The sequence below is a fragment of the Marinomonas sp. PE14-40 genome (assembly GCF_051623805.1).
In the GTDB taxonomy this organism is placed as follows: domain Bacteria; phylum Pseudomonadota; class Gammaproteobacteria; order Pseudomonadales; family Marinomonadaceae; genus Marinomonas.
Map to the genome: position 1 here is coordinate 4,495,786 of NZ_CP130700.1, position 25,725 is coordinate 4,521,510.

19 protein-coding genes, 2 tRNA genes and 3 rRNA genes are annotated in these 25,725 nt (G+C 41.5%); 17 read left to right on the plus strand and 7 right to left on the minus strand.

Going from position 1 to position 25,725, the window contains the following annotated elements:
- Window positions 1-111 precede the first annotated feature (111 nt).
- The 13 genes from Q0A08_RS20785 to Q0A08_RS20845 all read left to right on the plus strand — a co-directional run bounded on the left by Q0A08_RS20785 (window position 112) and on the right by Q0A08_RS20845 (window position 15,073).
- Window positions 112-1,443 carry a chloride channel protein gene (locus tag Q0A08_RS20785; RefSeq protein WP_438463406.1) on the plus strand — a complete coding sequence of 444 codons (1,332 nt, stop codon included), beginning with the start codon at window positions 112-114 and terminating at the stop codon, window positions 1,441-1,443.
- A 178-nt stretch (window positions 1,444-1,621) separates the two neighbouring features.
- Complete coding sequence (hemJ, locus tag Q0A08_RS20790; protein WP_438463407.1) at window positions 1,622-2,044, plus strand: protoporphyrinogen oxidase HemJ; 423 nt, start codon at window positions 1,622-1,624, stop codon at window positions 2,042-2,044.
- A gap of 38 nt (window positions 2,045-2,082) precedes the next feature.
- Window positions 2,083-3,363: a glutamate-1-semialdehyde 2,1-aminomutase gene (hemL, locus tag Q0A08_RS20795; RefSeq protein ID WP_438463408.1), complete on the plus strand. Its 1,281-nt coding sequence runs from the start codon at window positions 2,083-2,085 to the stop codon at window positions 3,361-3,363.
- 28 nt (window positions 3,364-3,391) lie between these two features.
- Window positions 3,392-4,177: a CDP-diacylglycerol--serine O-phosphatidyltransferase gene (gene pssA / locus Q0A08_RS20800; RefSeq protein WP_438463410.1), complete on the plus strand. Its 786-nt coding sequence runs from the start codon at window positions 3,392-3,394 to the stop codon at window positions 4,175-4,177.
- 160 nt (window positions 4,178-4,337) lie between these two features.
- A complete protein-coding gene (gene msrP, locus Q0A08_RS20805) occupies window positions 4,338-5,330 on the plus strand; it encodes a protein-methionine-sulfoxide reductase catalytic subunit MsrP (protein WP_438463411.1) in 993 nt (330 codons plus the stop codon).
- Between the two features lie 33 nt (window positions 5,331-5,363).
- Complete coding sequence (locus Q0A08_RS20810) at window positions 5,364-5,981, plus strand: sulfite oxidase heme-binding subunit YedZ (protein WP_438463412.1); 618 nt, start codon at window positions 5,364-5,366, stop codon at window positions 5,979-5,981.
- Window positions 5,982-6,285: 304 nt separating this feature from the next.
- Window positions 6,286-7,824 (plus strand): 16S ribosomal RNA (locus Q0A08_RS20815).
- Between the two features lie 333 nt (window positions 7,825-8,157).
- A 23S ribosomal RNA gene (locus Q0A08_RS20820) occupies window positions 8,158-11,045 on the plus strand.
- Window positions 11,046-11,234: 189 nt separating this feature from the next.
- Window positions 11,235-11,349: ribosomal RNA gene (rrf, locus tag Q0A08_RS20825) — 5S ribosomal RNA — on the plus strand.
- The 16S, 23S and 5S rRNA genes sit together here, the layout of an rRNA operon.
- A gap of 979 nt (window positions 11,350-12,328) precedes the next feature.
- Window positions 12,329-13,111 carry a restriction endonuclease gene (locus tag Q0A08_RS20830; RefSeq protein ID WP_438463413.1) on the plus strand — a complete coding sequence of 261 codons (783 nt, stop codon included), beginning with the start codon at window positions 12,329-12,331 and terminating at the stop codon, window positions 13,109-13,111.
- A 181-nt stretch (window positions 13,112-13,292) separates the two neighbouring features.
- Complete coding sequence (locus Q0A08_RS20835; RefSeq protein ID WP_438463415.1) at window positions 13,293-13,721, plus strand: VOC family protein; 429 nt, start codon at window positions 13,293-13,295, stop codon at window positions 13,719-13,721.
- Between the two features lie 93 nt (window positions 13,722-13,814).
- Window positions 13,815-14,444, plus strand: coding sequence for an HAD-IA family hydrolase (locus tag Q0A08_RS20840; RefSeq protein ID WP_438463416.1), 630 nt, complete (start codon window positions 13,815-13,817; stop codon window positions 14,442-14,444).
- 62 nt (window positions 14,445-14,506) lie between these two features.
- Entirely contained in the window at window positions 14,507-15,073 is a 567-nt protein-coding gene (locus Q0A08_RS20845) for a hypothetical protein (RefSeq protein WP_438463418.1), read from the plus strand.
- 116 nt (window positions 15,074-15,189) lie between these two features.
- Here the strand turns inward: Q0A08_RS20845 and Q0A08_RS20850 are convergent, their stop codons facing one another.
- The 5 genes from Q0A08_RS20850 to Q0A08_RS20870 form a co-directional block, all read right to left on the minus strand.
- Window positions 15,190-15,750: a carbonate dehydratase gene (locus Q0A08_RS20850; protein ID WP_438463419.1), complete on the minus strand. Its 561-nt coding sequence runs from the start codon at window positions 15,748-15,750 to the stop codon at window positions 15,190-15,192.
- 45 nt (window positions 15,751-15,795) lie between these two features.
- The gene (locus Q0A08_RS20855) at window positions 15,796-17,130 is read right to left on the minus strand and encodes a dihydroorotase (protein WP_438463420.1); all 1,335 of its coding nucleotides are present in this window, start codon (window positions 17,128-17,130) and stop codon (window positions 15,796-15,798) included.
- Window positions 17,131-17,580: 450 nt separating this feature from the next.
- Window positions 17,581-17,665 (minus strand) — tRNA-Leu (locus Q0A08_RS20860).
- 99 nt (window positions 17,666-17,764) lie between these two features.
- Window positions 17,765-18,991, minus strand: a complete 1,227-nt coding sequence (locus Q0A08_RS20865) for an EAL and HDOD domain-containing protein (RefSeq protein WP_438463422.1) — start codon at window positions 18,989-18,991, stop codon at window positions 17,765-17,767.
- A gap of 17 nt (window positions 18,992-19,008) precedes the next feature.
- On the minus strand, window positions 19,009-19,923 hold the full coding sequence (locus Q0A08_RS20870) for an EAL and HDOD domain-containing protein (protein WP_438463423.1): 915 nt from the start codon (window positions 19,921-19,923) through the stop codon (window positions 19,009-19,011).
- 235 nt (window positions 19,924-20,158) lie between these two features.
- Between Q0A08_RS20870 and Q0A08_RS20875 the strand changes: the two genes are divergently transcribed.
- Window positions 20,159-20,234 (plus strand) — tRNA-Ala (locus Q0A08_RS20875).
- Window positions 20,235-20,357: 123 nt separating this feature from the next.
- Here the strand turns inward: Q0A08_RS20875 and Q0A08_RS20880 are convergent.
- Window positions 20,358-20,900 carry a hypothetical protein gene (locus tag Q0A08_RS20880; protein WP_438463424.1) on the minus strand — a complete coding sequence of 181 codons (543 nt, stop codon included), beginning with the start codon at window positions 20,898-20,900 and terminating at the stop codon, window positions 20,358-20,360.
- A gap of 174 nt (window positions 20,901-21,074) precedes the next feature.
- Between Q0A08_RS20880 and Q0A08_RS20885 the strand changes: the two genes are divergently transcribed.
- Both Q0A08_RS20885 and Q0A08_RS20890 read left to right on the plus strand, forming a co-directional pair.
- Window positions 21,075-21,755: a response regulator transcription factor gene (locus tag Q0A08_RS20885; protein ID WP_438463425.1), complete on the plus strand. Its 681-nt coding sequence runs from the start codon at window positions 21,075-21,077 to the stop codon at window positions 21,753-21,755.
- A 40-nt stretch (window positions 21,756-21,795) separates the two neighbouring features.
- Window positions 21,796-23,184 (plus strand): ATP-binding protein, encoded by a 1,389-nt coding sequence (locus tag Q0A08_RS20890; RefSeq protein ID WP_438463426.1) that lies wholly within the window; start codon window positions 21,796-21,798, stop codon window positions 23,182-23,184.
- 43 nt (window positions 23,185-23,227) lie between these two features.
- On the opposite strand, the gene Q0A08_RS20895 is transcribed toward Q0A08_RS20890, so the two are convergent.
- Complete coding sequence (locus Q0A08_RS20895; protein ID WP_438463427.1) at window positions 23,228-23,692, minus strand: YHS domain-containing (seleno)protein; 465 nt, start codon at window positions 23,690-23,692, stop codon at window positions 23,228-23,230.
- Between the two features lie 309 nt (window positions 23,693-24,001).
- Between Q0A08_RS20895 and Q0A08_RS20900 the strand changes: the two genes are divergently transcribed.
- The gene (locus Q0A08_RS20900) at window positions 24,002-25,639 is read left to right on the plus strand and encodes a methyl-accepting chemotaxis protein (RefSeq protein ID WP_438463429.1); all 1,638 of its coding nucleotides are present in this window, start codon (window positions 24,002-24,004) and stop codon (window positions 25,637-25,639) included.
- Window positions 25,640-25,725 lie beyond the last annotated feature (86 nt).

Consider the following 25,725-nt stretch of genomic DNA (forward strand, 5'->3'; position numbering starts at 1 on the left):
GAAACGCGTTAACACATTTGCGCCTGTGTTGATTTACTGGTTGAATAGTGCCCGATTTTTACAAATCTTAAAAGTAAGGAGAGCCAACTGTACCGCTTTAAATTAAAAGATTTGCTGCAACAGCGACTTAATTCTTCTGACGCTCTGCTTTTACTCTCTTCTGTAGGGGTTATTGTAGGGATAGCCTGCGCCTTATCTATGGTGCTATTGCATTGGCTTTTAGATCTACCCGCCCATCTTTTTATGGGAGGAGATAATGAAGGCTTCGAAGATTTACCATTATTACTACGTGTACTCTTTCCTCTAGTCTCTTGCTTTTTATTAATTCTGATTATGTTTTATTTGCCCAAAAAGTGGCAAAAAGTGGGTGTACCTTACGTAATTGAACGACTTAATTACCATAAGGGCCATTTACCTATCATGAATGGCGTTATTCAATTTATTACCGCAGGCATAGGTTTAATGGGTGGCTTGTCTATCGGTAAAGAGGGGCCAGCAGTTCATATTGGAGCTACCTTTGGTAGTCGTATCGCAACACGTTTAGGTCTATCTCAAAGCCATATTGAGGTGCTTATTGCTTGTGGCGTGGCTGGTGCAATATCGGCTGCATTTCAAACCCCTTTAGCAGGTGTGCTTTTTGCGCTTGAGGTGATTTTTCTAGAATATCGAATAGCGATTATTCTCCCAGTAATTTTATCTTCCGTATTTTCTATGGCTGTTAGCCATGCGCTTTTGGGCCCAATTACACTTTTTAGTTTCGATCGTATTGCTGTCTTAGTCATTAACTCTGAAACAGTCGTTGCCTTGGTCGTGCTTTCTGTAACCGTTGCGTTATTAGCCGGTGTTTTTTATCGCACGCAGCAGTTACTTTGGCGAGTCAATCATTGGCCTGTAGCATGGCGTTTTGCTCTGGTGGGAGTCGCAACGGCTTTATGTGCTGCATTTATCCCTGAGGTGTTAGGCGCAGGCTATGATTCAGTTGAAAAATTATTAGCTGGTGGCACATTAACAAATATCTTGCTGTTAGTTTTGTTAGCTAAAGTTCTCTTAACGGCGTTTTCTATCGGTTTGGGTATACCCGGCGGCATGATAGGGCCAACTTTTGTTATGGGCGGTTTAGCTGGGATTCAGGTGGCTGTTTGGGCTTTTTCTGGTGAGGCGAGTCTTGAGTTAATTTCATTATTTGCCTTGTTAGGTATGGCTGCCATGATGTCAACCAGCTTTCAAGCGCCCTTAACAGGGCTGATTGCAATTGTTGAAATGACACACTCTCCTGAGATCTTATTACCTGCAATGCTAGTGATTGCTTCTTCCTGTGTGATAACAAGAGTCGCTTTCAAACAGGATTCTATTTTTGTAGAGCGCCTTACGAGTTTAGGCTTGCATGCTAAAGCCAGAGTAAGAGTTGATCATAATGGTGATGTGAAAAGCACAAAAGAATAAGTTAGTGATTTATCCCACTTTAGGTTGTGTTTTCTGGAGTAATACCAAAAAGATAAATATGCTAGAATGCCTGCCGTTTATTTTGCTTGAACCTATGCTACTACTTTGTAGGTGGTAAAGCCCAAGTTCAACTTGTTACAAGATTACTAAAATTGAATTTTATAAAGGAATTCGAATTATGTTATGGGTTAAAGCGTTTCATTTAGTTGCTATGGTTTCTTGGTTTGCTGGTTTATTTTATTTGCCGCGCATTTTTGTGTATCACGCCGATGCAAAAGATGCGATTAGTAATGAAAGGTTTAAAGTCATGGGGCGTAAACTGTACCGCGGCATTATGACTCCAGCGGCTGTAATTACCATTGCTTTGGGTCTTTGGTTAGTCAGTTTTAGTCCTGAGTATTATATGAAGTCAGGCTGGTTTCATGCCAAATTAACCTTAGTATTTGTTCTACTTGGTTATCATCATGCATGTGGTCGTCTATTGAAGAAGTTTGCTAATGACGCGAATACACGTAGTCATGTTTTCTTTCGTTGGTTCAACGAATTGCCTGTTGTTATTTTAATTGCCATAGCCATCTTGGTAATTGTTAAACCTTTCTAATTTTCCTTTTTTTGTTTTTATAGTTTGAGTATAGAGTTATGAGCCGATCTGAAGATTTGTATCAAAGAGCACAAAAGCGAATTCCTGGTGGCGTAAATTCACCAGTGCGAGCCTTTAATGGTGTAGGTGGAACCCCAGTCTTTTTCCAAAAAGGGCAGGGCGCATATGTTTATGATGAAGATGATCAAAGATATGTGGATTATGTTGGTTCTTGGGGGCCAATGATTATTGGTCACTCACATCCCGCTGTTTTAGACGCAATTCGTGAGCAAATGGATTTAGGTTTAAGTTTTGGTGCGCCGACTGAAATCGAAATCGATATGGCTGAAAAAGTATGTGAACTTGTGCCTTCGATGGACATGGTTCGTATGGTGAGTTCAGGCACAGAAGCAACAATGAGCGCAATTCGTTTAGCGCGTGGTTTTACTAAGCGCGATAAAATTGTGAAATTCGAAGGTTGTTACCACGGTCATTCAGACTCTTTGTTAGTAAAAGCCGGTTCGGGTGCATTAACGCTTGGTATTCCAAATTCACCAGGTGTACCTGCTGATCTTGCCCAACACACAGTAACGCTACAATACAACGACATTGAAAATGTAAAACAATGCTTTGCTGAAATTGGTGACCAAGTTGCCTGCATCATTGTTGAACCTGTCGCTGGTAATATGAACTGCATTCCGCCTGTTGAAGGGTTTTTAGAAACTCTACGTGAAGTATGCGATGAATCTGGCGCGGTACTTATCTTTGATGAGGTGATGACAGGGTTCCGTGTTGCTTTGGGCGGAGCACAAGAAAAATTCAATATCAAACCTGATCTTACAACCCTAGGTAAAGTGATTGGTGCAGGCATGCCTGTTGGTGCATTTGGTGGGCGTCGTGACATCATGGAGCATATCGCGCCACTCGGTGCTGTTTATCAAGCTGGCACACTTTCTGGTAATCCGATTGCGATGACTGCGGGTTTAACTGCTCTTAACTTAATTAGTGAACCTGGTTTTCATGAGACGTTAACTGCAAAATCTGAAAAGCTGATGCAAGGTTTAAAAGCTGCAGCGGATGAAGCGGGTGTTGCATTTCACTCCGTAAGCGTTGGTGGTATGTTTGGTTTCTTCTTTACTGACGCAGACCGAATTACCTCATTTGCAGAAATGCAGGCTTGTGATGCTGAAAAATTCAAAAAATTCTTCCATCTGATGCTACAAGAAGGCGTATATTTTGCTCCCGCAGCATTTGAAGCTGGCTTTATTTCTCAAGCTCATACAGATGAAGATATTGAGTTTACAATTGCTGCTGCTAAAAAAGCCTTTGCGCAACTATAAGAATATTAATAATTAACAGAGAGAGTGCATGAGCAAAGTGACTGAAATGCCCCTTGAGAAGAAAAGTGAAAAACCAGAATCTGATGGTATTGAAAGTGAAAAGGCAGAAATAAAACCACCTCATAAAGGGGTGTATTTATTACCTAACCTGTTTACTACATCGGCATTGTTCGCAGGCTTTTATGCCATTATTGCAGCAATGAATGGTGACTTCACTCATGCTGCGGTGGCCATTTTTATTGCCATGATTCTTGATGGGCTTGATGGTCGTGTTGCTCGCATGACAGGTACTCAAAGTGCTTTTGGAGCTGAATATGACTCTCTCTCTGATATGGTGTCTTTTGGTGTTGCGCCTGCTTTAATTTCTTTTACTTGGGTATTAGCCCCTCTTGGTAAGCTAGGTTGGGTCGCCGCATTTATTTATGCGGTTGGTGCAGCGTTAAGGTTGGCGCGTTTTAATACCATGTTGGGTGTTGAGGAAAAACGTTACTTTACCGGTTTACCGAGTCCAGCGGCGGCGGCAATCATTGCTGGTGTGATCTGGGCGGCTAATACTCAAGGGATAGCAGCTGAAAGCATTGTTTATCTGATGCTGTTGCTTGTCCCTGCTGTTGGGTTATTGATGGTAAGTAATATCAAATATCGCAGTTTTAAAGACTTAGATATGAAAGGTAAGGTGTCTTTTATTAAGCTGGTGGCAGTCGTTTTCATCCTAGTGCTTGTGGCTATGGAACCATCTCTAATCTTAGCAAGTGCCTTTATACTCTATGGTGCTTCGGGTGTGATTGGTTCAATTATGCGTCGCTTTGCCTAAGTCAGTTATGATTCAAATAAAGCCTGCTAAATGCAGGTTTTTTTGTGTCTTGATATTGAGTACTTGCTTAGATTGGATGCTAGAACGTCAATAAATTGTAAAGAAAATTGAACCCCTGATAAAAACATTGGTCAACTCTTACAGATTATGAGGAATGACCATGTTGATAAAAATTAAGAAAGCATCAGACGTTAGTGAGCATCAAGTTACAGACCAAGCTGTTTATTTAAATCGCCGTCAATTTATGCGTAATTCAGCATTATCGATTGCTGCGTTATCAGGCACATCAAACGTTCTAGCAGGTTTGCAAGAAGGCAACCTGATTACACCTCCTGCATCCTTAGCGCCTTACTTTAATAATATTAAAGAGACTAGCTTTGGTATGGGTGAAAAAGTGGCACCTTTTGATGTTGCTACAACCTATAACAACTTCTACGAATTTGGATATGGGAAAGGTGATCCGGCAAAACGTGCTGAAAACTTTAAACCTGATCCTTGGAATATTACAGTAGAGGGTGAAGCTGATATTGTCGGAACCTTTGCACTAGAAGATATTATTAAAGAGCATCAGTTAGAAGAACGTATTTATAGACTACGTTGTGTTGAAGCTTGGTCCATGGTTGTTCCTTGGGTTGGTATCTCTCTTGGAGAGGTGCTTAAAAAGTTCAAGCCTAACTCAAAAGCTAAATATGTTTACTTTGAAACCTTATATGACCCTTCTCAGTTTCCAGGGCAAAATGGCGGCAATATAAAATGGCCATATAGAGAAGGTTTACGTATAGACGAAGCAATGAATGATTTGGCTTTTTTAAGTGTTGGTATGTATGGCAGTGTATTACCCAATCAAAATGGTGCGCCAATTCGCTTAGTTGTACCTTGGAAGTATGGCTTCAAGAGTATTAAGTCTATTGTGAAAATACGCTTTGTTGAAACTATGCCTGAAACCACATGGAATTTACTCGCACCACAAGAATACGGTTTTTATGCCAATGTGAATCCAGGGGTTGATCATCCAAGATGGACGCAGAAGCAAGAAAGACGTTTACCGGGTGGATTACTCTTCCCTAATGTTATTGATACACAAATGTTCAATGGTTACCAAGAAGAAGTTGCTGACCTATATAAAGGCATGAGCCTAGTTAAGAACTATTAATTTATATTGGTTACTAAGAAAGAGGTAAGGCTTATGTGGGACAGAAAAGAAAAACCATACGTATTAGTGGTGTTTTGTGCTCCTTTTATTTGGTTGGTGTATTCGCTTTTAAGTGGCCGCTATTTTCCAGACCCTGCCGAACCTTTTATGACCTTAAGTGGTATTTGGGCAAGTGTCTTTATATGCATGAGCCTGAGTATTACGCCTTTAACTAAAAAGTTAAAAAGCTTAAGAGTAATAAATCGATACCGTCGCTTTATCGGTTTGGCTGCTTTTTGGTATGCCTTAGTTCATCTCTTAGCTTATTTGGTTTTACATGCAGGCTTTAATTTAAGTTGGATTCAAGAAGATCTACTCAAGCGTCCTTATATTTATATTGGTGTGCTAGCGTTTGTGATATTAACGGCTTTAGCGATTACGAGCCCTAAAGCTATGGTAAGGAAACTAGGCAAGCGCTGGAAACCATTGCATAAGATGGTATATATAGCGGCATTAGCGACCTTGGCTCATTTGTGGTGGCAGATTAAAGCGGACTCAGAAATTGCGATTTGGTTTACACCATTTTTAGTGATTCCACTGCTTCTTCGGATAGATTTGAAAAAAATCAAAATTAATTCAAAAAACACTTGCACTAAATCTACCAGTCATTAATATACGCCCTCGCTGACACGGGGTAGCAAACAAGACTACACCGACAAGTTACCAAGTAACTTACTATCTTACATAGATAAGTCAGACCGCTCTTTAAAATAGTTAATCAGATAATTTGTGTGGGCACTCGCTAGAGACTTCAGCAAGTTATTCGAGTTGTTAATTGCTACGGTAATTGATGTTCGAATGACTACAAAAAAATTGAAGTCTTACGAGAGTCGATACTAAAACGCTTTATGTTTGATTCGTTAGTTCGGATCGAGTTTTAAAGTCAGCAGTAAAGATTTGAGTGAGCAATGATTTTAAACTGAAGAGTTTGATCATGGCTCAGATTGAACGCTGGCGGTAGGCTTAACACATGCAAGTCGAGCGGAAACGATGTAGCTTGCTACAGGCGTCGAGCGGCGGACGGGTGAGTAACGCGTAGGAATCTGCCTAGTAGTGGGGGACAACCTGTGGAAACGCAGGCTAATACCGCATAATCCCTGAGGGGGAAAGGAGGGGATCTTCGGACCTTTCGCTATTAGATGAGCCTGCGTGAGATTAGCTAGTTGGTGAGGTAAAGGCTCACCAAGGCGACGATCTCTAGCTGGTCTGAGAGGATGATCAGCCACACTGGGACTGAGACACGGCCCAGACTCCTACGGGAGGCAGCAGTGGGGAATATTGGACAATGGGCGCAAGCCTGATCCAGCCATACCGCGTGTGTGAAGAAGGCCTTAGGGTTGTAAAGCACTTTCAGAAGGGAGGAAAGGTTAATGTTTAATACGCATTAGCTGTGACGTTACCTTCAGAAGAAGCACCGGCTAACTCTGTGCCAGCAGCCGCGGTAATACAGAGGGTGCAAGCGTTAATCGGAATTACTGGGCGTAAAGCGCGCGTAGGTGGTTTGTTAAGTCGGATGTGAAAGCCCAGGGCTCAACCTTGGAATTGCACCCGATACTGGCAGGCTAGAGTACGATAGAGGAGTGTGGAATTTCCTGTGTAGCGGTGAAATGCGTAGATATAGGAAGGAACATCAGTGGCGAAGGCGACACTCTGGATTGATACTGACACTGAGGTGCGAAAGCGTGGGGAGCAAACAGGATTAGATACCCTGGTAGTCCACGCCGTAAACGATGTCTACTAGCCGTTGGGTTGTAATGACTTAGTGGCGAAGCTAACGCGATAAGTAGACCGCCTGGGGAGTACGGCCGCAAGGTTAAAACTCAAATGAATTGACGGGGGCCCGCACAAGCGGTGGAGCATGTGGTTTAATTCGAAGCAACGCGAAGAACCTTACCTACTCTTGACATCCATAGAATTTAGCAGAGATGCTTTAGTGCCTTCGGGAACTATGAGACAGGTGCTGCATGGCTGTCGTCAGCTCGTGTTGTGAAATGTTGGGTTAAGTCCCGTAACGAGCGCAACCCTTGTCCTTATTTGCCAGCGAGTAATGTCGGGAACTTTAAGGAGACTGCCGGTGACAAACCGGAGGAAGGTGGGGACGACGTCAAGTCATCATGGCCCTTACGAGTAGGGCTACACACGTGCTACAATGGCGCATACAGAGGGCTGCGAACTTGCGAAAGTAAGCGAATCCCAGAAAGTGCGTCGTAGTCCGGATTGGAGTCTGCAACTCGACTCCATGAAGTCGGAATCGCTAGTAATCGTGAATCAGAATGTCACGGTGAATACGTTCCCGGGCCTTGTACACACCGCCCGTCACACCATGGGAGTTGATTGCTCCAGAAGTAGCTAGCTTAACCCTTCGGGGAGGGCGGTTACCACGGAGTGGTCAATGACTGGGGTGAAGTCGTAACAAGGTAGCCCTAGGGGAACCTGGGGCTGGATCACCTCCTTAAACGATATGAAGCTCTGGTGAGTGTTCACACAAATTATCTGATAGCCAATTTTAAGACGAAGCATTAAAACGCTAAGCAAGTTGCTGTTCAATTAAATGATTAATTGATCAAACAGTATCTGACTTAGCGCTTTGCGCTAATTGCTCTTTAACAATTTAACTTTTTGAATAGATCGAAATAACGACTTAAGTCTTCGGACTTTAATTGTTATTTCAAAGACGATAATCAAGCGTCAAACCGGTGGAAACACTCTTTAACCTAGAGTGATTTTCAAATCGTAAATCCAGCGAGACACAAAAGCTCGTTGGTATATAGACCCTTTTGGGTTATATGGTCAAGTGACCAAGCGTGCACGGTGGATGCCTTGGCAGTCAGAGGCGATGAAGGACGTGGTAATCTGCGAAAAGCTCGGGGGAGTTGATAAACAAGCGTTAATCCCGAGATGTCCGAATGGGGAAACCCACCCGCTTGCGGGTATCGTATGGTGAATACATAGCCATACGAGGCGAACCCGGGGAACTGAAACATCTAAGTACCCGGAGGAAAAGAAATCAACCGAGATTCCCTAAGTAGCGGCGAGCGAACGGGGATTAGCCCTTAAGTTAAATTGGTGTTAGTAGAAGGCTCTGGAAAGTGCCGCCGTAGAGAGTGAAAGCCTCGTATACGAAAATGCCCTTTTAATGAAATCGAGTAGGACGGGACACGTGGTATCCTGTCTGAATATGGGGGGACCATCCTCCAAGGCTAAATACTCCTGACTGACCGATAGTGAACCAGTACCGTGAGGGAAAGGCGAAAAGAACCCCTGTGAGGGGAGTGAAATAGATCCTGAAACCGTGTACGTACAAGCAGTGGGAGCGGACTTGTTCCGTGACTGCGTACCTTTTGTATAATGGGTCAACGACTTATTTTCAGTAGCAAGGTTAATCGCATAGAGGAGCCGTAGGGAAACCGAGTCTTAATAGGGCGTATAGTTGCTGGGAATAGACCCGAAACCGGGCGATCTATCCATGGGCAGGTTGAAGGTTGGGTAACACTAACTGGAGGACCGAACCCACGTATGTTGAAAAATGCGGGGATGACTTGTGGATAGGAGTGAAAGGCTAATCAAGCTCGGAGATAGCTGGTTCTCCTCGAAAGCTATTTAGGTAGCGCCTCGTATCTCACCATTGGGGGTAGAGCACTGTTTGGGCTAGGGGGTCATCCCGACTTACCAACCCCATGCAAACTCCGAATACCAATGAGTGCAATTACGGGAGACACACGGCGGGTGCTAACGTCCGTCGTGGAAAGGGAAACAACCCAGACCGTCAGCTAAGGTCCCAAAGTTACAGTTAAGTGGGAAACGATGTGGGAAGGCTTAGACAGCTAGGAGGTTGGCTTAGAAGCAGCCATCCTTTAAAGAAAGCGTAATAGCTCACTAGTCGAGTCGGCCTGCGCGGAAGATATAACGGGGCTAAACTGTACACCGAAGCTACGGATGCTTAGTTTACTAGGCATGGTAGAGGAGCGTTCTGTAAGCCGTTGAAGGTCAAGCTGTAAGGCAGGCTGGAGGTATCAGAAGTGCGAATGTTGACATGAGTAACGATAAGGGGAGTGAAAAACTCCCCCGCCGGAAGACCAAGGTTTCCTGTCCCATGTTAATCAGGGCAGGGTGAGTCGGCCCCTAAGGCGAGGCAGAAATGCGTAGTCGATGGGAAACAGGTTAATATTCCTGTACTTGCATATATTGCGATGGAGAGACGGAGAAGGCTAGGCCAGCACAGCGATGGTTGTCTGTGTTTAAGGCGGTAGGCTGGTGACTTAGGTAAATCCGGGTTGCCTTAAGGCCGAGAACTGATGACGAGCCCTCTTTTGGGTGAAGTGGTTGATGCCATGCTTCCAGGAAAAACTTCTAAGCTTCAGATATATGGGAACCGTACCCCAAACCGACACAGGTGGTCAGGTAGAGAATACCAAGGCGCTTGAGAGAACTCTGGTGAAGGAACTAGGCAAAATGGTACCGTAACTTCGGGAGAAGGTACGCCGATTTTGGTGATGGCACTTGCTGCTTAAGCTGAGATTGGTCGAAGATACCAGGTGGCTGCGACTGTTTATTAAAAACACAGCACTCTGCAAACACGAAAGTGGACGTATAGGGTGTGACGCCTGCCCGGTGCTTGAAGGTTAATTGATGGGGTTAGCTTCGGCGAAGCTCTTGATCGAAGCCCAAGTAAACGGCGGCCGTAACTATAACGGTCCTAAGGTAGCGAAATTCCTTGTCGGGTAAGTTCCGACCTGCACGAATGGCGTAACGATGGCCACACTGTCTCCACCAGAGACTCAGTGAAATTGAAATCGCAGTGAAGATGCTGTGTATCCGCGGCTAGACGGAAAGACCCCGTGAACCTTTACTATAGCTTCACAGTGAACTTTGAACCTACTTGTGTAGGATAGGTGGGAGGCTTTGAAACCAAGACGCTAGTTTTGGTGGAGCCATTCTTGAAATACCACCCTGGTATGTTTGAGGTTCTAACTCAGGTCCCTAATCGGGATCGAGGACACTGTGTGGTGGGTAGTTTGACTGGGGCGGTCTCCTCCCAAAGAGTAACGGAGGAGCACGAAGGTGTGCTCAGCATGGTCGGAAATCATGCGAAGAGTGTAAAGGCAAAAGCGCGCTTAACTGCGAGACAGACACGTCGAGCAGGTACGAAAGTAGGTCTTAGTGATCCGGTGGTTCTGTATGGAAGGGCCATCGCTCAACGGATAAAAGGTACTCCGGGGATAACAGGCTGATACCGCCCAAGAGTTCACATCGACGGCGGTGTTTGGCACCTCGATGTCGGCTCATCACATCCTGGGGCTGAAGCCGGTCCCAAGGGTATGGCTGTTCGCCATTTAAAGTGGTACGCGAGCTGGGTTTAGAACGTCGTGAGACAGTTCGGTCCCTATCTGCCGTGGACGTTTGAGATTTGAGAGGAGCTGCTCCTAGTACGAGAGGACCGGAGTGGACGAACCTCTGGTGTTCCGGTTGTCACGCCAGTGGCATTGCCGGGTAGCTACGTTCGGACGGGATAACCGCTGAAAGCATCTAAGCGGGAAGCCTCCCTCAAGATGAGATCTCACTGGAACTTTAAGTTCCCTAAAGAGCCGTTGAAGACTACGACGTTGATAGGCAGGGTGTGTAAGTGCTGTGAGGCATTGAGCTAACCTGTACTAATTGCTCGTGAGGCTTGACCATATAACGCCAAAATGGTTTAGCGTTATATTACGATTTAAAAAGATGGTAAAACATCGCAAGCTGGTTTGAGGCTTGGTTATCGTTAACTTCTCTAATGAAGAGAAGACTATTCAAAAAGTATTGTTAAAGCATAAGCAAATTCGTCAATGAATAAGCCACAAACAGAGCTTGTTCTGACAAACAGAATTTCTTGATAATCACAGAGCGTCTGAACCACCTGATCCCATCCCGAACTCAGAAGTGAAAAGTCGCATCGCCGATGGTAGTGTGGGAGTTCCCATGTGAGAGTAGGTCGTTATCAAGATTAAAATCTAAAAAGTCTGATCACTGATCAGGCTTTTTTTTGCCTAAAATAAACTAGGCAAAGGTTGAGACGACAACGACGTCTGAACCATCTGACCCCATCCCATTGCCTAAAAAGAGCCAGAAGTGAAAAGTGTTATCCTTGGTGTTTTTGTGGGAGTTCCCATGTGAGAGTAGATCGTTATCAAGATTACTCTCTAAAGATAGCCTAATCACTGAGCTGGTTTTTTCGTCTAGAGAAAAGTAACTATCAAATGCTGTACATAAGTTGTTGAGACAGAATTTCTTGATAACCACAGAGTCGTTGATGATCCCATCCCGCTTCCTAACCCAAATACAGAAGTGAGCAAGTAACATCGCCAATGGTCGTGTGGGAGTTCCTCTTTGTAGGCGCCAACATCACCTAGCTGGCTTTAAAAAGCATGATCTTGCCTACTTCTCGTTCCCATGATCCTTCGTGGGAATGCATACCAGCCAGCTCTGCTGGCGTTAGAACTAAGGTGCTTATTTATTACAACAATTTAATGCTAGTGATAGATATCATTTTTTACTCTTCATATCACCTAGCTGGCATTAAAAAGCATAGCATCAATAAGAACAGCTGTAGAGCGCACCAGATCTCATAACCTCTGCCGTTATTCAGGAAAGATCCTGCTTCTCGTTCCCATGTTCCTTCGTGGGAATGCATACCAGTCAGCTCTGCTGACATTTGCCTAGAGTGATAGGTCTTGTAATTGTGTTCATTTTTAAATTGCGTAAAATCAGCTAGTTATAATAAAGCCACGATAATGACCGTGCTCGACAAGCAAAAATAGGAATCGAAATAACGCGCATGCGCGTTTAACCAGGAAGGTTTCAGTTGATAAGTAGCCTTTCTTCAAATTAATTAAGTAGATGTGACGTTTTTAGTACGGTTGATAAATCGAGCAAACTGAGTGAGCGCATTATTAAAATATTAGCCACCAAAAAGTAATGTGAATATGGATAACCCAGAGCGTGATAGAAAGCTAATGGAAGATGCAAAAAAAGTTCTTAACGTTAACGGTTTGACTTCTAGAGAGTCTGCAGTGTTACGGTATTCACTTCTTTCTGGGTCAAAAGCACTAAATAATGTAGAAATTGCTGAAAAGTTAGATATATCTGCTGAACGCGTGGAAGAAATTAGATTAAAGGCACTAAGAAAGCTTCGCCATCCTTCGCGCGCAGAAGGGGCTCAGCAGTTTCTTGATTTAGCTAAAACCACGTCGCCTCGGACAGAAATTATCATTCCTAAGGCTATAGCGGAAATTGAAGAGTTATCACCTGAACTGTTAGATCGGCTAAGGAGCCGCTCAGATAATCTTGAAAAGCTAAAACCGGATGTTTTTGAACATCTTGTGGGGGAACTGCTTGCCAGTAGAGGATTTAAAAATGTCTCCTTGGTAGGAAGAAGTCAAAATACATCCGCTGACCTTATTGCTGCGAAGTACATTGATGATATAGGTGAACACAAATACTTTGTCGAAGTTAAGCGTTGGAAAGATAAAGTTGGTGTAGAGGTGATTGACCGAGTGCATGGCGCAGTTATTGGTGAAAAACATAGGTTTGGTTGGACCGCTGCGATGATTGTCTCGATAGTAGGTTTTAAAAGATTCAGAAAATATACACGTCAAGATGTAGCAAATCTCGGTATTTATTTAAAAGATAAGGATGATCTTTTGGCTTGGTTAAACGAGTATGAAGAAAGTCCAAATGGATTATGGCTGCCATCTAAGGAAATTTAGAGGGCTAACAAGGCGCTCAAGTAAGGACGCAGCAAAGCTACGCCGCTTAGCTTGGCGTTAGCCACCTATGAAGCTACGAAATATTGAAATAAGTCTAACAGGACATCCTTTGTAGCTTGGTTTCACTTCGCTATTAATATTTTACCGTTCATTAACAAGGTGCTATGTACTTGGAGTAAGAATGAGAAAACTATCAATCATTACACTAGGTGTATCAGATATCGAATTGTCAGCTCAGTTCTATGAGGCTGTGCTTGGGTTAGAGCGCACTGACTATAAATCTGATGAAATTGTCTTCATGGATGTTGATGGCCCTGAGTTAGCGCTATTTCCCAAATCCGAGTTAGCGAAAGATGTTGGTGTTGAGCCCAATGGTTCTGGTTTTTCAGGTATTACTCTCGCTAGGAATGTTGAATCGTCTCATGAAGTACTTCGTTTATTGAGCTGCGCTGAAGCAAAGGGTGGGAAAATCGTTAAAGAAGGGCAAGCTGTGTTTTGGGGTGGTTTTTCAGGTTACTTCTCTGACCCTGATGGCTACTTATGGGAAGTAGCCGTAGGTTCAGAGAGTTACCGTGCAGAAATAGAGCAAGGCAGATCACAGAAAGTTTAAGGTAAACTCACTAACCCGAGTTAATTTCGCTTAGTTTGCTTTTAGCCTATGTAAAACAGCCTGTTAGACAGGCGCTAAACCTCAGAGAGCACTATGAATCAATGTCTTTTATTTGATAACGATGGAACCTTGGTGGACAGCGAACGGCTTTGTAATATTGGTCTTGTCGTTAAGTTTAAAGAGCTAGGGATTAAGCTGGATGCGGATGAACTTGTTATAAGGTTTAGAGGCTGGAAGCTAGCAAGCATTCTCGACACCTTATCGATCGAATATGCATTGGTTTTACCTGATGACTTTGTTGCTAGTTACCGTGCGATAGTGACATATCTTTTTGAAACTGAGCTAAAGCCAGTGGACCATATCGAGGAAGCGTTAAAGAACCTATCGCAACCCAAAGCAGTAGTATCGAGTGGCCCGGTACACAAAATCAATCAGGCTCTTAGAGTATGTGGTTTGACTAAGTACTTCGAAGGTAACATTTATAGTTCATATGAAGTGAAAATTTGGAAGCCTGATCCTGGCATTTTTTTATACGCAGCTAATAGTATGGGGTTCAAACCAGAAAGCTGTGTTGTTATTGATGATGGCCCTGTTGGTGTTGAGGCAGGTTATAAAGCGGGGATGAAAACGCTATTTTTTAATCGGTTTAATGAAGCTCTTGATTACCCATCGGTGGTAAGCTTTAGCTCAATGAAGGAATTGCCAAAACTTATTCATTCTTAATAATCAAAGGCAGCGAATAAACCGCCGTTTTGAGCGTTATATTTCCTCAAGGTTGAGTATCCATGGAAGAATTTGATCGATATATTATTGAAGCAACGAGGATTAGAAGAGCTGTTGTTGTTTATTCCGAGATGTTTGCTTCATCTGATTCCGTTGCAGAATTAAATAAATCAGCTAGTAGAGCTTTTTCTATCATTCAACGATCTATGCATGACGAAATACTAATGTCATTAAGTAGATTATTTGATGGTAGTGGATACAAATTTAAGGGAAGTAACAGGGCATACCTTTCTCAATATAATTTAGTTTCAAAATATGATGAATTTCTTTACCCTAAAAGTCAAAAACTAAAAGCAATATCGAGCAAGATACTAAGTCGACTTAGCTTTAAAAGCTACAGAGATTTGAAGGTGGCTCATAATGACAAAGAAACGCTCTTAACTGCTAATTCCTCTATAAAACATGAGATTACATCTCGTAAGGTCTTGCTACTGTTAGATGTAACAATTCAATTAATGTTAAACCTCAAAACTTCTATCTCTAAATCAGACAAAATAAGTATTCCTGTGAATTTAAATGACAAATATGATGGTGTTGGAACACTTGTAGTGAATAAAATGAAGTCATAAATTTAGCCGACTTGCGTCATGACTCAAGTAGCATAAGCCTGTCTTTTGTGATTCTAGCTATTCAACTACAAAGCAAGGAGCGAGCACCTATTCAGGAACTCGCTTTGCTATTTACCTTAAAGCTCGTTAGCGATTCTTCTATATCCTTTTACCAGTGTGTGGTTAGCTGAGACAACAGACTCGGAGAAGGCTGAGTATTCGGGGGGGACTTTGGATATGCTGTTTAGGTCGAAGCCTTTACCTATGTTGGTCATAGGTGGCACGTGAAAACTCTCTGGCAGGTCGAGTCCATCGACAACACAGTTGTGACGAATCACACAGCCTTCGCCGATAAGGGCGTTGAACACCACTGAATTGAAGCCGATAAAGACATCATCTTTCACTTCGCAAGGGCCATGAATAATAGAGCGATGCGCAATGGATGAACGCTCGCCTATAGTCACAGAGGCGCCCGCTTTTGAGTGAATGACGACACCATCTTGGATATTGGTATCACGCTTGATAATGATGGCTTGCATCTCACCCTGCTCGTTAACTTCATCCGCACGAATTACCGCATAAGGGCCAATGAAAACGTTGTCTTCAATGATGACCTTGCCACATATGATGGCTGTTGGATCAATAAATGCCGTTTCTGATACTTGCGGCATATGACCACTTGGGTTTCTTCTTAACATATTGATTTCTCGATCCAGATTAAATCTTCTTTTGAATAAAGTCGGTTAACGCTTGAAGCTCAGTCGCATCGCTAAATCTTCTGTGGCTTTTACCTCTTGGTTATCGAATACCAAATTGCCATTGATCCAAGTGCTTTTTATTTGAGCTGAAAAAGTGTGGCCAGCAAAAGGTGTCCAACCGCATTTATAAAGGCTGTTTTCATGCGTAGTAAGAGTAGAAGAGTCGGTATCGACTAAAACTAAATCGGCATAGTGACCTTCTCGAATAAAGCCACGATCTTCGATGGCATAACGAATAGCCGGATTGTGCGCGGTTTTCTCAACAACCTGAGTAATACTAAGGGCTTCTCTGTTTACTTGATCAAGCAAGGTTAATAATGCGTGCTGTACAAGCGGTAAGCCTGCGGGTGCTTGATTATATTCGACTTGTTTTTCTTCCCAAGTGTGAGGAGCATGGTCAGTGGCGATAATATCAATTTGACCTGTTTTTAAGGCTTGGATAATCGCAGCACGATCGCTTTCAAACTTGATGGCAGGGTTACACTTAATTTGATTACCTAGTGTTTTATAGTCTTGATTATTAAACCAAAGATGATGCACACAGGCTTCTGCGGTAATCTGTTTGTTTTGAATTGGTCCTGCTTCAAAAAGTTCGAGTTCTTTCTCTGTCGTAATATGCAGAACATGTAGATTGCTTTGATATTTTTTAGCAAGAGACACGGCGTAAGAAGAAGAGACGTAGCAGGCTTCGTTATCTCTTAAAATAGGGTGATCTTCAATCGTAAGAGTGTCCTTAGCTGCCAATATTTTTTCTGTGTTTTGAGCGATCACTGGACCGCTTTCACAGTGAGTTACGATAAGAACGGGGGAGTCCCGAAAGATGGCTTCTAACGCTTCTGGTTTTTCAACTAGCAAATTGCCTGTCGATGCCCCCATAAAGACTTTTATACCACAGTGTTTACTAGGATCTAAGCGTTTTATTTGCTCAAGGTTATCTTCGGTGGCACCCAGATAAAAAGAATAATTTGCTAGAGAGCTTTCTTTAGCAATATCAAATTTCTTCTCTAGGGCTTCGATGGTCGTAGTCGCAGGGTTAACATTGGGCATTTCCATATAGCTGGTAATACCGCCTGCTACGGCTGCACGAGATTCGGTGGCAATGGAGCCTTTATGAGTCAGCCCTGGCTCACGAAAATGCACTTGATCATCAATCATGCCTGGTAGTAAGTAGCATCCATTTGCATCGATAACAGTATCGTTAGGGCCTGCGCTAATATTGTTTTCGATAGTATCAATCCTTTGGTCGACAATGCGTACATCTGTTTCTGTAACCTGACCTTCATTGACAACTCGAGCATTCTTTATGAGGGTGATAGACATGAGTTTTCAGTCTCCTAGTATGTTTAAGGAATAAGCATTTGAAAGTATTGGTATTTGAGTTAAGTTCGAGATCTATTGCTGGGCGGTGTTTGATGTATTAATAATACAACTCAATAAAAAGATATGTTATATCATAACATTTATTTTGAGTAATCTTATTTTAAAAGTACATTTGTTGCTAACGTTATGATGAGACTGTGTTTACTTGAAGTCGGTGATATTTAAATGGGCTGTGTATTTAAGCTAAAAACACTTTATACCTTTTAATGGCTGGAGAATCTAAAGCAAAATATTTGATAAGTGATGTGTCTAGTGCCGAATTGGATGCTCAGCTGATGAAGTGATCGAAAGCTATAGTGAGGCTTAATAATGTAAGGTAAGAGGTGTGGGAATGATCCAAGGAAAAAAAGCAAAAAAAGAGCTTCAGAAGATCTGAAACTCTTTTTAATTTGGTACCAGTAGGCGGACTCGAACCGCCACGCCTTTCGGCAACGGATTTTGAATCCGTCGTGTCTACCAATTCCACCACACTGGCTTGAAACGTGGAGCGTATTCTATGTGTTTTACTAATTATGTCAACGGTTTATATGAATTTATTTTGAATCTAGCTAAAGGTTTAAATGAAGGGCTATTTCTACATATGAATACTTTTGAGGGTTCCGTCCGCCCATAAACTCGCTTCACCATAGGAACGACTTAGTACTAGCTTCTCGTTACTTGGAAGTTTGCCTATATAACCCCAATCACTTTGCTCAAGAGCGCAGGCTTTTTTAAGCCGAATTCCAATCGGGCCTTGATGATGTTGGATGGCATTAATAATGTCCTCATCAATGTTGATCTGATCAAATACAATTTTCTTTTCGAGTTGTAAGATAAGATCAATGCCTGACATCATACCTGCCATGAAATCTGCGTCAGGGTTTTCTGAGTTTTCGCGTAATCCAAGCGCTTCACAACATTTAGCTCGAATTAATAAGAATCGAAAAAGCTCTCTCGGTGGCTGAGAGGAAGAGCTAATGGTGATTAGCATGGCCCATTTTTTGATTTGACTTAAACCTATATAAACTACTGCTTCTTTTAGATCGGTGACTTTTCGTGTCATACCGCAAATAGGGCTATTAAGAACTCTGAGTAATTGATAAGACAGGGTTGGGTTTTTGCTAATTAGTTGGGTGACTTTATCAATTGAAATATTATCATTTTGAAGCTCGCTAATAAGCTCAAGTGCACTTTCAACTCCTGAGGTAATACGTTTGCCTTTAATGATATTAGGCCTTTGTAAGTAGTAGCCTTGAAATAATTGAAAGCCAAGTTTCTTACAGCACTCATACATTTCTATGTCTTCAACCTTTTCTGCTAATAAGGTGATTTTCTTTTTTTGTAAGACCTGTATGTGAGATTTGTACTTTTGAGGATCAGTCGCTAGCACATCAATTTTGATCATTTTGATATACGGGAAGAGCTGTGTGTAATTCGGATCAAAGTGGTAGTCATCTAGCACAAATTGATAGCCTGCTTGGTACCAACGTGCGACAGCTTCGACAAAATCTGGAGTGATTTCTTGATCTTCTAAAATTTCGATATAGACCAGTTTAGGTTCGATGGGAAAGAAAGCATCAGACATGAGTAATTTACGTGTGATATTAACAAAATAAGGGGTGCACATTTGTGCTTCTAATTCTGTAATACCAATGCATAAATTAATAAGTACTTGGCTGGTCGCGCCTTCGCCATCAATAACATTGGCCATCTCTTCATTGCTATTTCTAAAGAGCAACTCATACCCAAATAGCTTCTTATTTTTATCGAAGATGGGTTGTTGAGCCATCATTAAGTCATTGAATACAGAGGGCAAAGACATAAAGTACCTTTTTGTTATTATTCAGCGCTTACCTTATTTGGACGATTTACTATGCTGCTAAACAGCTCATTTTGCTGCTTTTTAGTCGCTGACAGTGAGATAAGTATGGCCCACTTTTTAATTTGTTCTAAACCTATCATGACAATGGCTTCTCGAATGTCTGTAATTTTTCTTGGAAGGCCACTAATCGGGTTGTTTAAAATTCTAAGTAATTGATAAGTAATATATGGATTATCTTTGATGAGTTTAGCAACATTATCAAGATTAGCTTTATCATCTCTTAGTTCAGACACAATTTTTTTCGCGGTTAAAATTTCTGCACTCGGTCCTTTTTTATCTACCTGCTGTAACGCTTTAAAGTAATCACCTTGAAAATGTGTTGCACCAAGATGCTTACACGTTTCATAGGTCTTTTTATCGTTTACCTTGCGTACAATAATTTTAAGGTCACTGTTTTTTAGGGCTTCTACTTTTTGTTTGTTGTTTATTAGTTTTACCGCATCCATTTTTATCATATGGATAAAAGGTAAAATATGGCGGTAATCGATATCGAAGCGAAAGCCACTTAAAATGAATCGGTAACCTGCTTGATACCACTTTTTTAACGCTTCAACAGATGATCGAGTAATAGCTGTATTGCCAGGTAACTCGATATAGATAAGGTTTGCAGCAATAGGAAAATGGATATCAGACATCAAAATAGCGCTGGTTAACCTGATAGAAAGGGGGGTATTAAATTCACTTTTAAGCTCGCTTACACCAATACAAATGTTAGCTAACCTTTGGTTTATGGCATCTTTTGAGCCTTCAACGCTTGGAGTACCTGGCTTACGTTGGAAAATTAGCTCTGTGTAGGCGCTATTTCCTTCGGCATCAATAATAGGCTGGTGTGCCATCATTAACTTGGTTAAAGCTGAGGATGTTTCTGACATTAGAAGTCCTTTTTTTGCTGCCTATTAAAGTTAGAATACCATAAGTTTTATCAACAGGTTTTATTCTTGTATGAAAGCAGTGGCTTGAAGAGGCGGTATTTTTTAAAACTAATTAAGATAAATCCATCTACCGATTATTGTTTAATGCTTGTTTTAATTAACTAATAAAAGGATATGATTAATACTGAATTTTATTGACACGGGTTTTTATCCTACCTAAAATGCTTAGCACTTTGGGGCCTTAGCTCAGCTGGGAGAGCGCAACGCTGGCAGCGTTGAGGTCAGGAGTTCGATCCTCCTAGGCTCCACCAAATTCTACTTTATCTAATAATATTTTCATTTATTAGATGAACGAAAAAAGCCTCGTTTATACGAGGCTTTTTTGTTTCTGGCGATAGCTTATTGCTTCAAGAGGCTGTTGACTCCTTTAGAAACTAGGGTAGCAGTTGCATTAGGCCTAATTGCACAAGCTGTTGCTTTTGAGGCTCAGTCAAACTAGCTGTCATCTTGTTAACAAAAACACGGCTTTCTTTTAAATAAGTTAAGTCATTCTTTAAGTTAGCTTCTTCCCAATCAATTTGATTGGTAATGCTTTTGTCTTTGTTTGGATATGACATACAAAGTGTAATCCAATCTTTATCAAATTCGGTGTTATAAGTCTGCCAATCATTTACCAAGCTTTGTTGCTCATTTGTCAGAGAAAGCTCGTTTAAATCACTTAATAGTAAATCGCTTTCTTTGAACTCTTGATCATGGTTCTTATCTTGATGATGTTCTTTATACTCCATATAACCCTCTTCAAAGATAATAAACTCTTCATCCATTTCAAACTCTTCAAAAGAATAATAAAGACACTCTTTTTCTAGTTTGCTTTTGCAGGCCGATGGGTTGTCTGGGCTACAAGCGTCGTTAGCAAATGTCATTGGTGCTAATAGAACACCACCTAGGGTTAAACTTGCTGCAATTAGTTTATTCATCTTAAGCTCCTATTTAGATTATGTTTCGCTATGAAGAATGTCTTCATGGTCGATGAAGGTAAGCTTAGCGAGTGGGGTCTTACTTAAGTCTTGCCTGAATATTAACTTTTGGTAATGAAATAATGACTAAAGCCTTGGTATCCTTAGGCTAGGTAAAATAATAGGGTGAATAGCGTGAAAGTATTGGTAGTCGAAGATGATCTAGATGTGTCTAAGTTTATTTGCACAAGCTTAAAGCAGCTAGGTTATGTGGTTGATGTTTGTCATAGTGGTAAACAGGGGTTATTGCAGGCTACCACTGAAACTTATGACGCCATCATTTTAGATAGAATGTTACCTGAGCTTGATGGTATTACCCTTCTCAAAACAATTAGGGGGGCGGGTTCCTTAGTGCCTGTCATTCTATTAAGTGCAATGGCAGAAGTTAGCCATAGAGTAGAAGGGCTACAAGCAGGGGCAGATGATTATCTAACTAAGCCTTTTGCTTTTTCTGAGCTGCAAGCCCGCTTGGATGTTATGTTTCGACGTGCAACCCAGGAATCAGGCGAGCAAACCGTACTGCACTGTGATGATCTGAGTTTGAACTTACTAACACAAGAAGCAAAGCGTGATGGTGTGGTTATTAATTTACAGCCTAGAGAATACCGACTTTTAGAATATTTATTGAGACATCAAGACAGGGTGGTTACTCGCACCATGTTACTTGAGGCGGTATGGGACTATCATTTTGATCCGCAAACGAATGTGATAGATGTTCATATTTCTAGGTTGAGAAACAAGGTCGATAAACCTTTTAGTCATACCTTGATACATACGATAAGAGGGCGTGGCTATGTTGTTAAATCGGCTTCTTAATCTTGTTAAAAGTTCTAGTTTTCGGTTTTCGCTTACTGTCATGGGAACTCTATGGCTGACCTTTGCGCTGATTCTTTTTGCTCTTTATCAAATCGTAAAAACCAGCTTATGGGAAAATGTCGATATTTTGTTTGAACGACAAGAAGCGCAAGTTGAAGCGCTTTTTGAGGATTTTGATAACTTTGAGAACCTCGCTGTTCTTCGTCAAAAACTAAGAGAAATTGGCGATCAAGCAGGTGTTGAAATAGATTTAACGCTGCTGAATCCAATAGAAGATCAAGCCTATATTGATGAAATAGAAGCCTATGAGGAAGAGGAAGACAACTGGTCAGAATGTGCTGCAGAGTTTGCGCACTGGATACAACATTTAGAGATGGAAGGCGCTGAATTTGACCCTTCATCAGGTGATTTTATTCTGGGAGAAGATGCTTACTGGGAAGAGTTTGAAGCGGATGACCCAGAGCAGTTCCGTATCGCACAACTTGCCCTAGCAGATGGCAACTATGTCACTCTCTCTTACAATATAAGCTACTTAAAAGAAGTGGACAGAATATTGTATAGCGCATTGATAATTGGTTTGATATTAAGCTTTATTATCCTATTAGCTGGCACCTTGATTCTCACAAGACGTACCGTTACGCGTCTTACTGTCATCAATCAAACTTGCGATACCATCATTGAAGGCCAACTTGATGAGAGGATTCCATTGAGTCAGCGCAATGATGATTATGATCACATGGCAAAAAACATTAATGGCATGTTGGATCGAATAGCGAGCCTGATGCAAGGAGTTCAAGAAGTCTCAGATAATATTGCCCATGATATGAGAACGCCACTAACGCATTTACATAATAGACTGGAATCTTTTGCCCCAGATGCGTCTCAGGCTCAAGTTGCTAAGTTCAAAGAAGAAGCCACGCAAGACACAGATAGAATACTAAAACTCTTTAATGCCTTGTTAAATATTAGCAAGCTTGAAAAGAGTGCTGTTGATATTCCTATGAAGTCGATTAATTTAGCATCTTTACTCGCTGATATTGCAGAAATGTATGAGCCTTTAGCACAAGAGAAAGGGATGAAAGTGCAGTTAGATTTACATGATTATCAAGCTGTCGCTAATGGTGATTTATTATTCCAGGCATTTTCAAATTTATTTGATAATGCGATTAAATATGGCGCGAAAAATACGGATATTAAACTGTGCTGTAAGCCTGGCTTAATTGTCTTGCAGGATTCAGGAAGTGGTATCGATGCAGATGATTATGACAAAGTATTTAGGCGCATGTACCGACTAGAACGACATAGAGGAAGTAAAGGTCATGGTCTTGGATTAACCCAAGCACAGGCAATTTTTAACTTCCATCAGTGGCATATTAGTCTGGCAAATGCGCATCCTGGGCTTAAAATCATCATTCAAACAGATAGCTAGTCTCTTCAAACTACATAAAGAGAGTTAATCGAGTAATTTCAGTTTAACTCTCTTTATTTAATATCTCTAACCAAGCGCTATCCGCTTCTGCCTGATAGGTTTGCCAATCTCCTTTTAGCCAGCGTTGCCTGCCTCTTTCTGCATAAAATAAATGTAGTTTTTCACCGAAAAATTCCCACACACTGCCATCGGTATTAATTAAACCATCACCTAGGCTTAACGCATTTGCGCAATGGCCATTGTATCTAGGTACATATTTACGGGGGTTCTCAGCGAATTTATCTGCGGATACTTGGCTAGCAAAACGCCATTCAGCATCTTGCCAATTAACGATGAACTGCTTTGCGCCTTTCGCTGTTGGTGTACTCCCCGTTAGACCCTCTTGGTAGTAAGCCAAGGTGTCGTGCTTACCAATCGCAATATTATTCCAAAAGCTGGTGCTAACAGGTTCGCTAGCAAAGAGGCTATTACAGACGAGTAAAAATAGGCCTAAGAAGCATTTTTTCATTGTCTTTCCTTATATAAATGAATTGAACCAAGCGGTTTTGGATTTACAAGTCTAGATTAGATAAGGTGCATATAGTTCAAAAAATTAACATCGCTAGCAAAATGTATTTTATGTGACATGCATCAGTCTCTTCTTAGACTAATGTCTTATTTGGCCTAGCTTCCTATTTTACCCATTAAGTTTTAGTGTTTTAACCTGATTATTTAGAACTTATTCAGGAAGAGGTGTTTTAAATATTTTGCAAGTTGGCTGTATGACGGACATGAAAAGGATTAATTGCCAATCAAACTCATCAATAGGAGCCAAACATTGACTCAATTTCTAAGAAATTTCTCTATTAACTTAAGACTTAATAGTCTCGTTTTCTTTCTTTGTCTTGGTTTAGTCGTTGTACTAGCCATGTCACTTACTTCTTACAAACACTCCCTAAATTCAGAAAAAGCTTTAAAAACTCGCCATGTCGTAGATCTCGCGCATTCGAGTATTCATTACTTTTATTCGTTAGAGCAATCCGGTGAACTTTCCAGAGCTGAAGCACAGAAACAGGCTAAAGCTTCAATCAGAATGGCTCGATATGGTGGTACTGAGTATTTTTGGATTAATGATTATCAGGCAAATATTGTTCTGCATCCGATAAAACCTGCCTTAGAAGGTAAGGATCTAAGTAACTTAGAAGATGCTAACGGTAAAAAGCTTTTTACTGAGTTCGTTAATATTGTAAAAGCGCAAAAAGAAGGTTTTGTGAGCTATCTTTGGCCTAAACCGGGTTTTGACGCAGCGGTAGAAAAGGTCTCATTTGTAAAAGGCTTTGAACCTTGGGGTTGGATTGTTGGCTCTGGCATATACCTTGATGATGTTGAGAGCCAATTTATAGATGAGCTCCTTACTGTTGGCGGTAGCTCAGGGGTAATCATCATCCTAGGTCTTATTTTATCTATTCTGATCGTGCGCTCAATTACTCAACCTTTACAAGCTAGCCTAGACGCGCTTGATAATATCTCAGCAGCAGAAGGGGACTTAAAACATAGATTACCAGTTTCAGGTCGTGATCAGTTTACTCATATCGCCGTTGCATTTAATGCGTTCAGTGACAAAATTTCAAGCACGTTAGCTGAGGCAATTCAGCTTAATCAAAGTGTTTATGAACACAGTAAAGAACTACGAAGTGTGGCGGGTAATACAACTGAGCTAGCTCAAACTCAGCTTGATACTATCGCTCAAATGACAGTGGCGATAGATGAGGTATCAGAACAGAAAGAACAAGTATTAGAAAATAGCCAAGCAACGTATGAGTCAGCCAAGATAACGCAAGAACGAACAGAATTAGGCAAAACGTCTGTTAAACAAACCATGGAGTCATTAGAGATTCTTTCTAGCGAGCTGGATGATGGTGTGCAAACCGTTAGTTTATTAGCGCAAGAGTCTCAAAATATTGGGGCGGTCTTGGATGTAATCAGTGGTATTGCAGAGCAAACGAACTTATTGGCATTGAATGCTGCGATTGAAGCCGCTAGAGCTGGCGAACAAGGACGAGGCTTTGCTGTGGTCGCGGATGAAGTACGAGGTTTAGCGAGTCGAACCCAAAGCTCGACAGATGAAATTCAAGGTATGATAAATCGTCTGCAAGCTGGGGCAAAAGAGGCAGAGAGCAAAATTAATTCGAGCCATGAATACTCCAAACGAACAACTCAAGACATCACTCAAACAGATCAAGCGTTAGCAGATATCGCGCAATCGGTTACAGCCATTAGCCATGCCAGTGATGTGATTACTGAAAGTATTAATAATCAGCATCAGGCTGTGACACATTTGAATGACTTAACGCAGAATATTTCAAAATTGGCGGATCAAAGTAATGATGAAATTGTCACAACCCGTCAATCAAGTGAATCTTTAGCCAATACCACTTTAAAAATGAAGGATTTGATGTCCAGTTTTAATATTTAACCTGAGTTAATAAATAACCTATTTTCATTGTATCCCTATGCTCTACTTTAGGCGTTAAGATTAATCCCCAAGATCTTAGCGCTTTT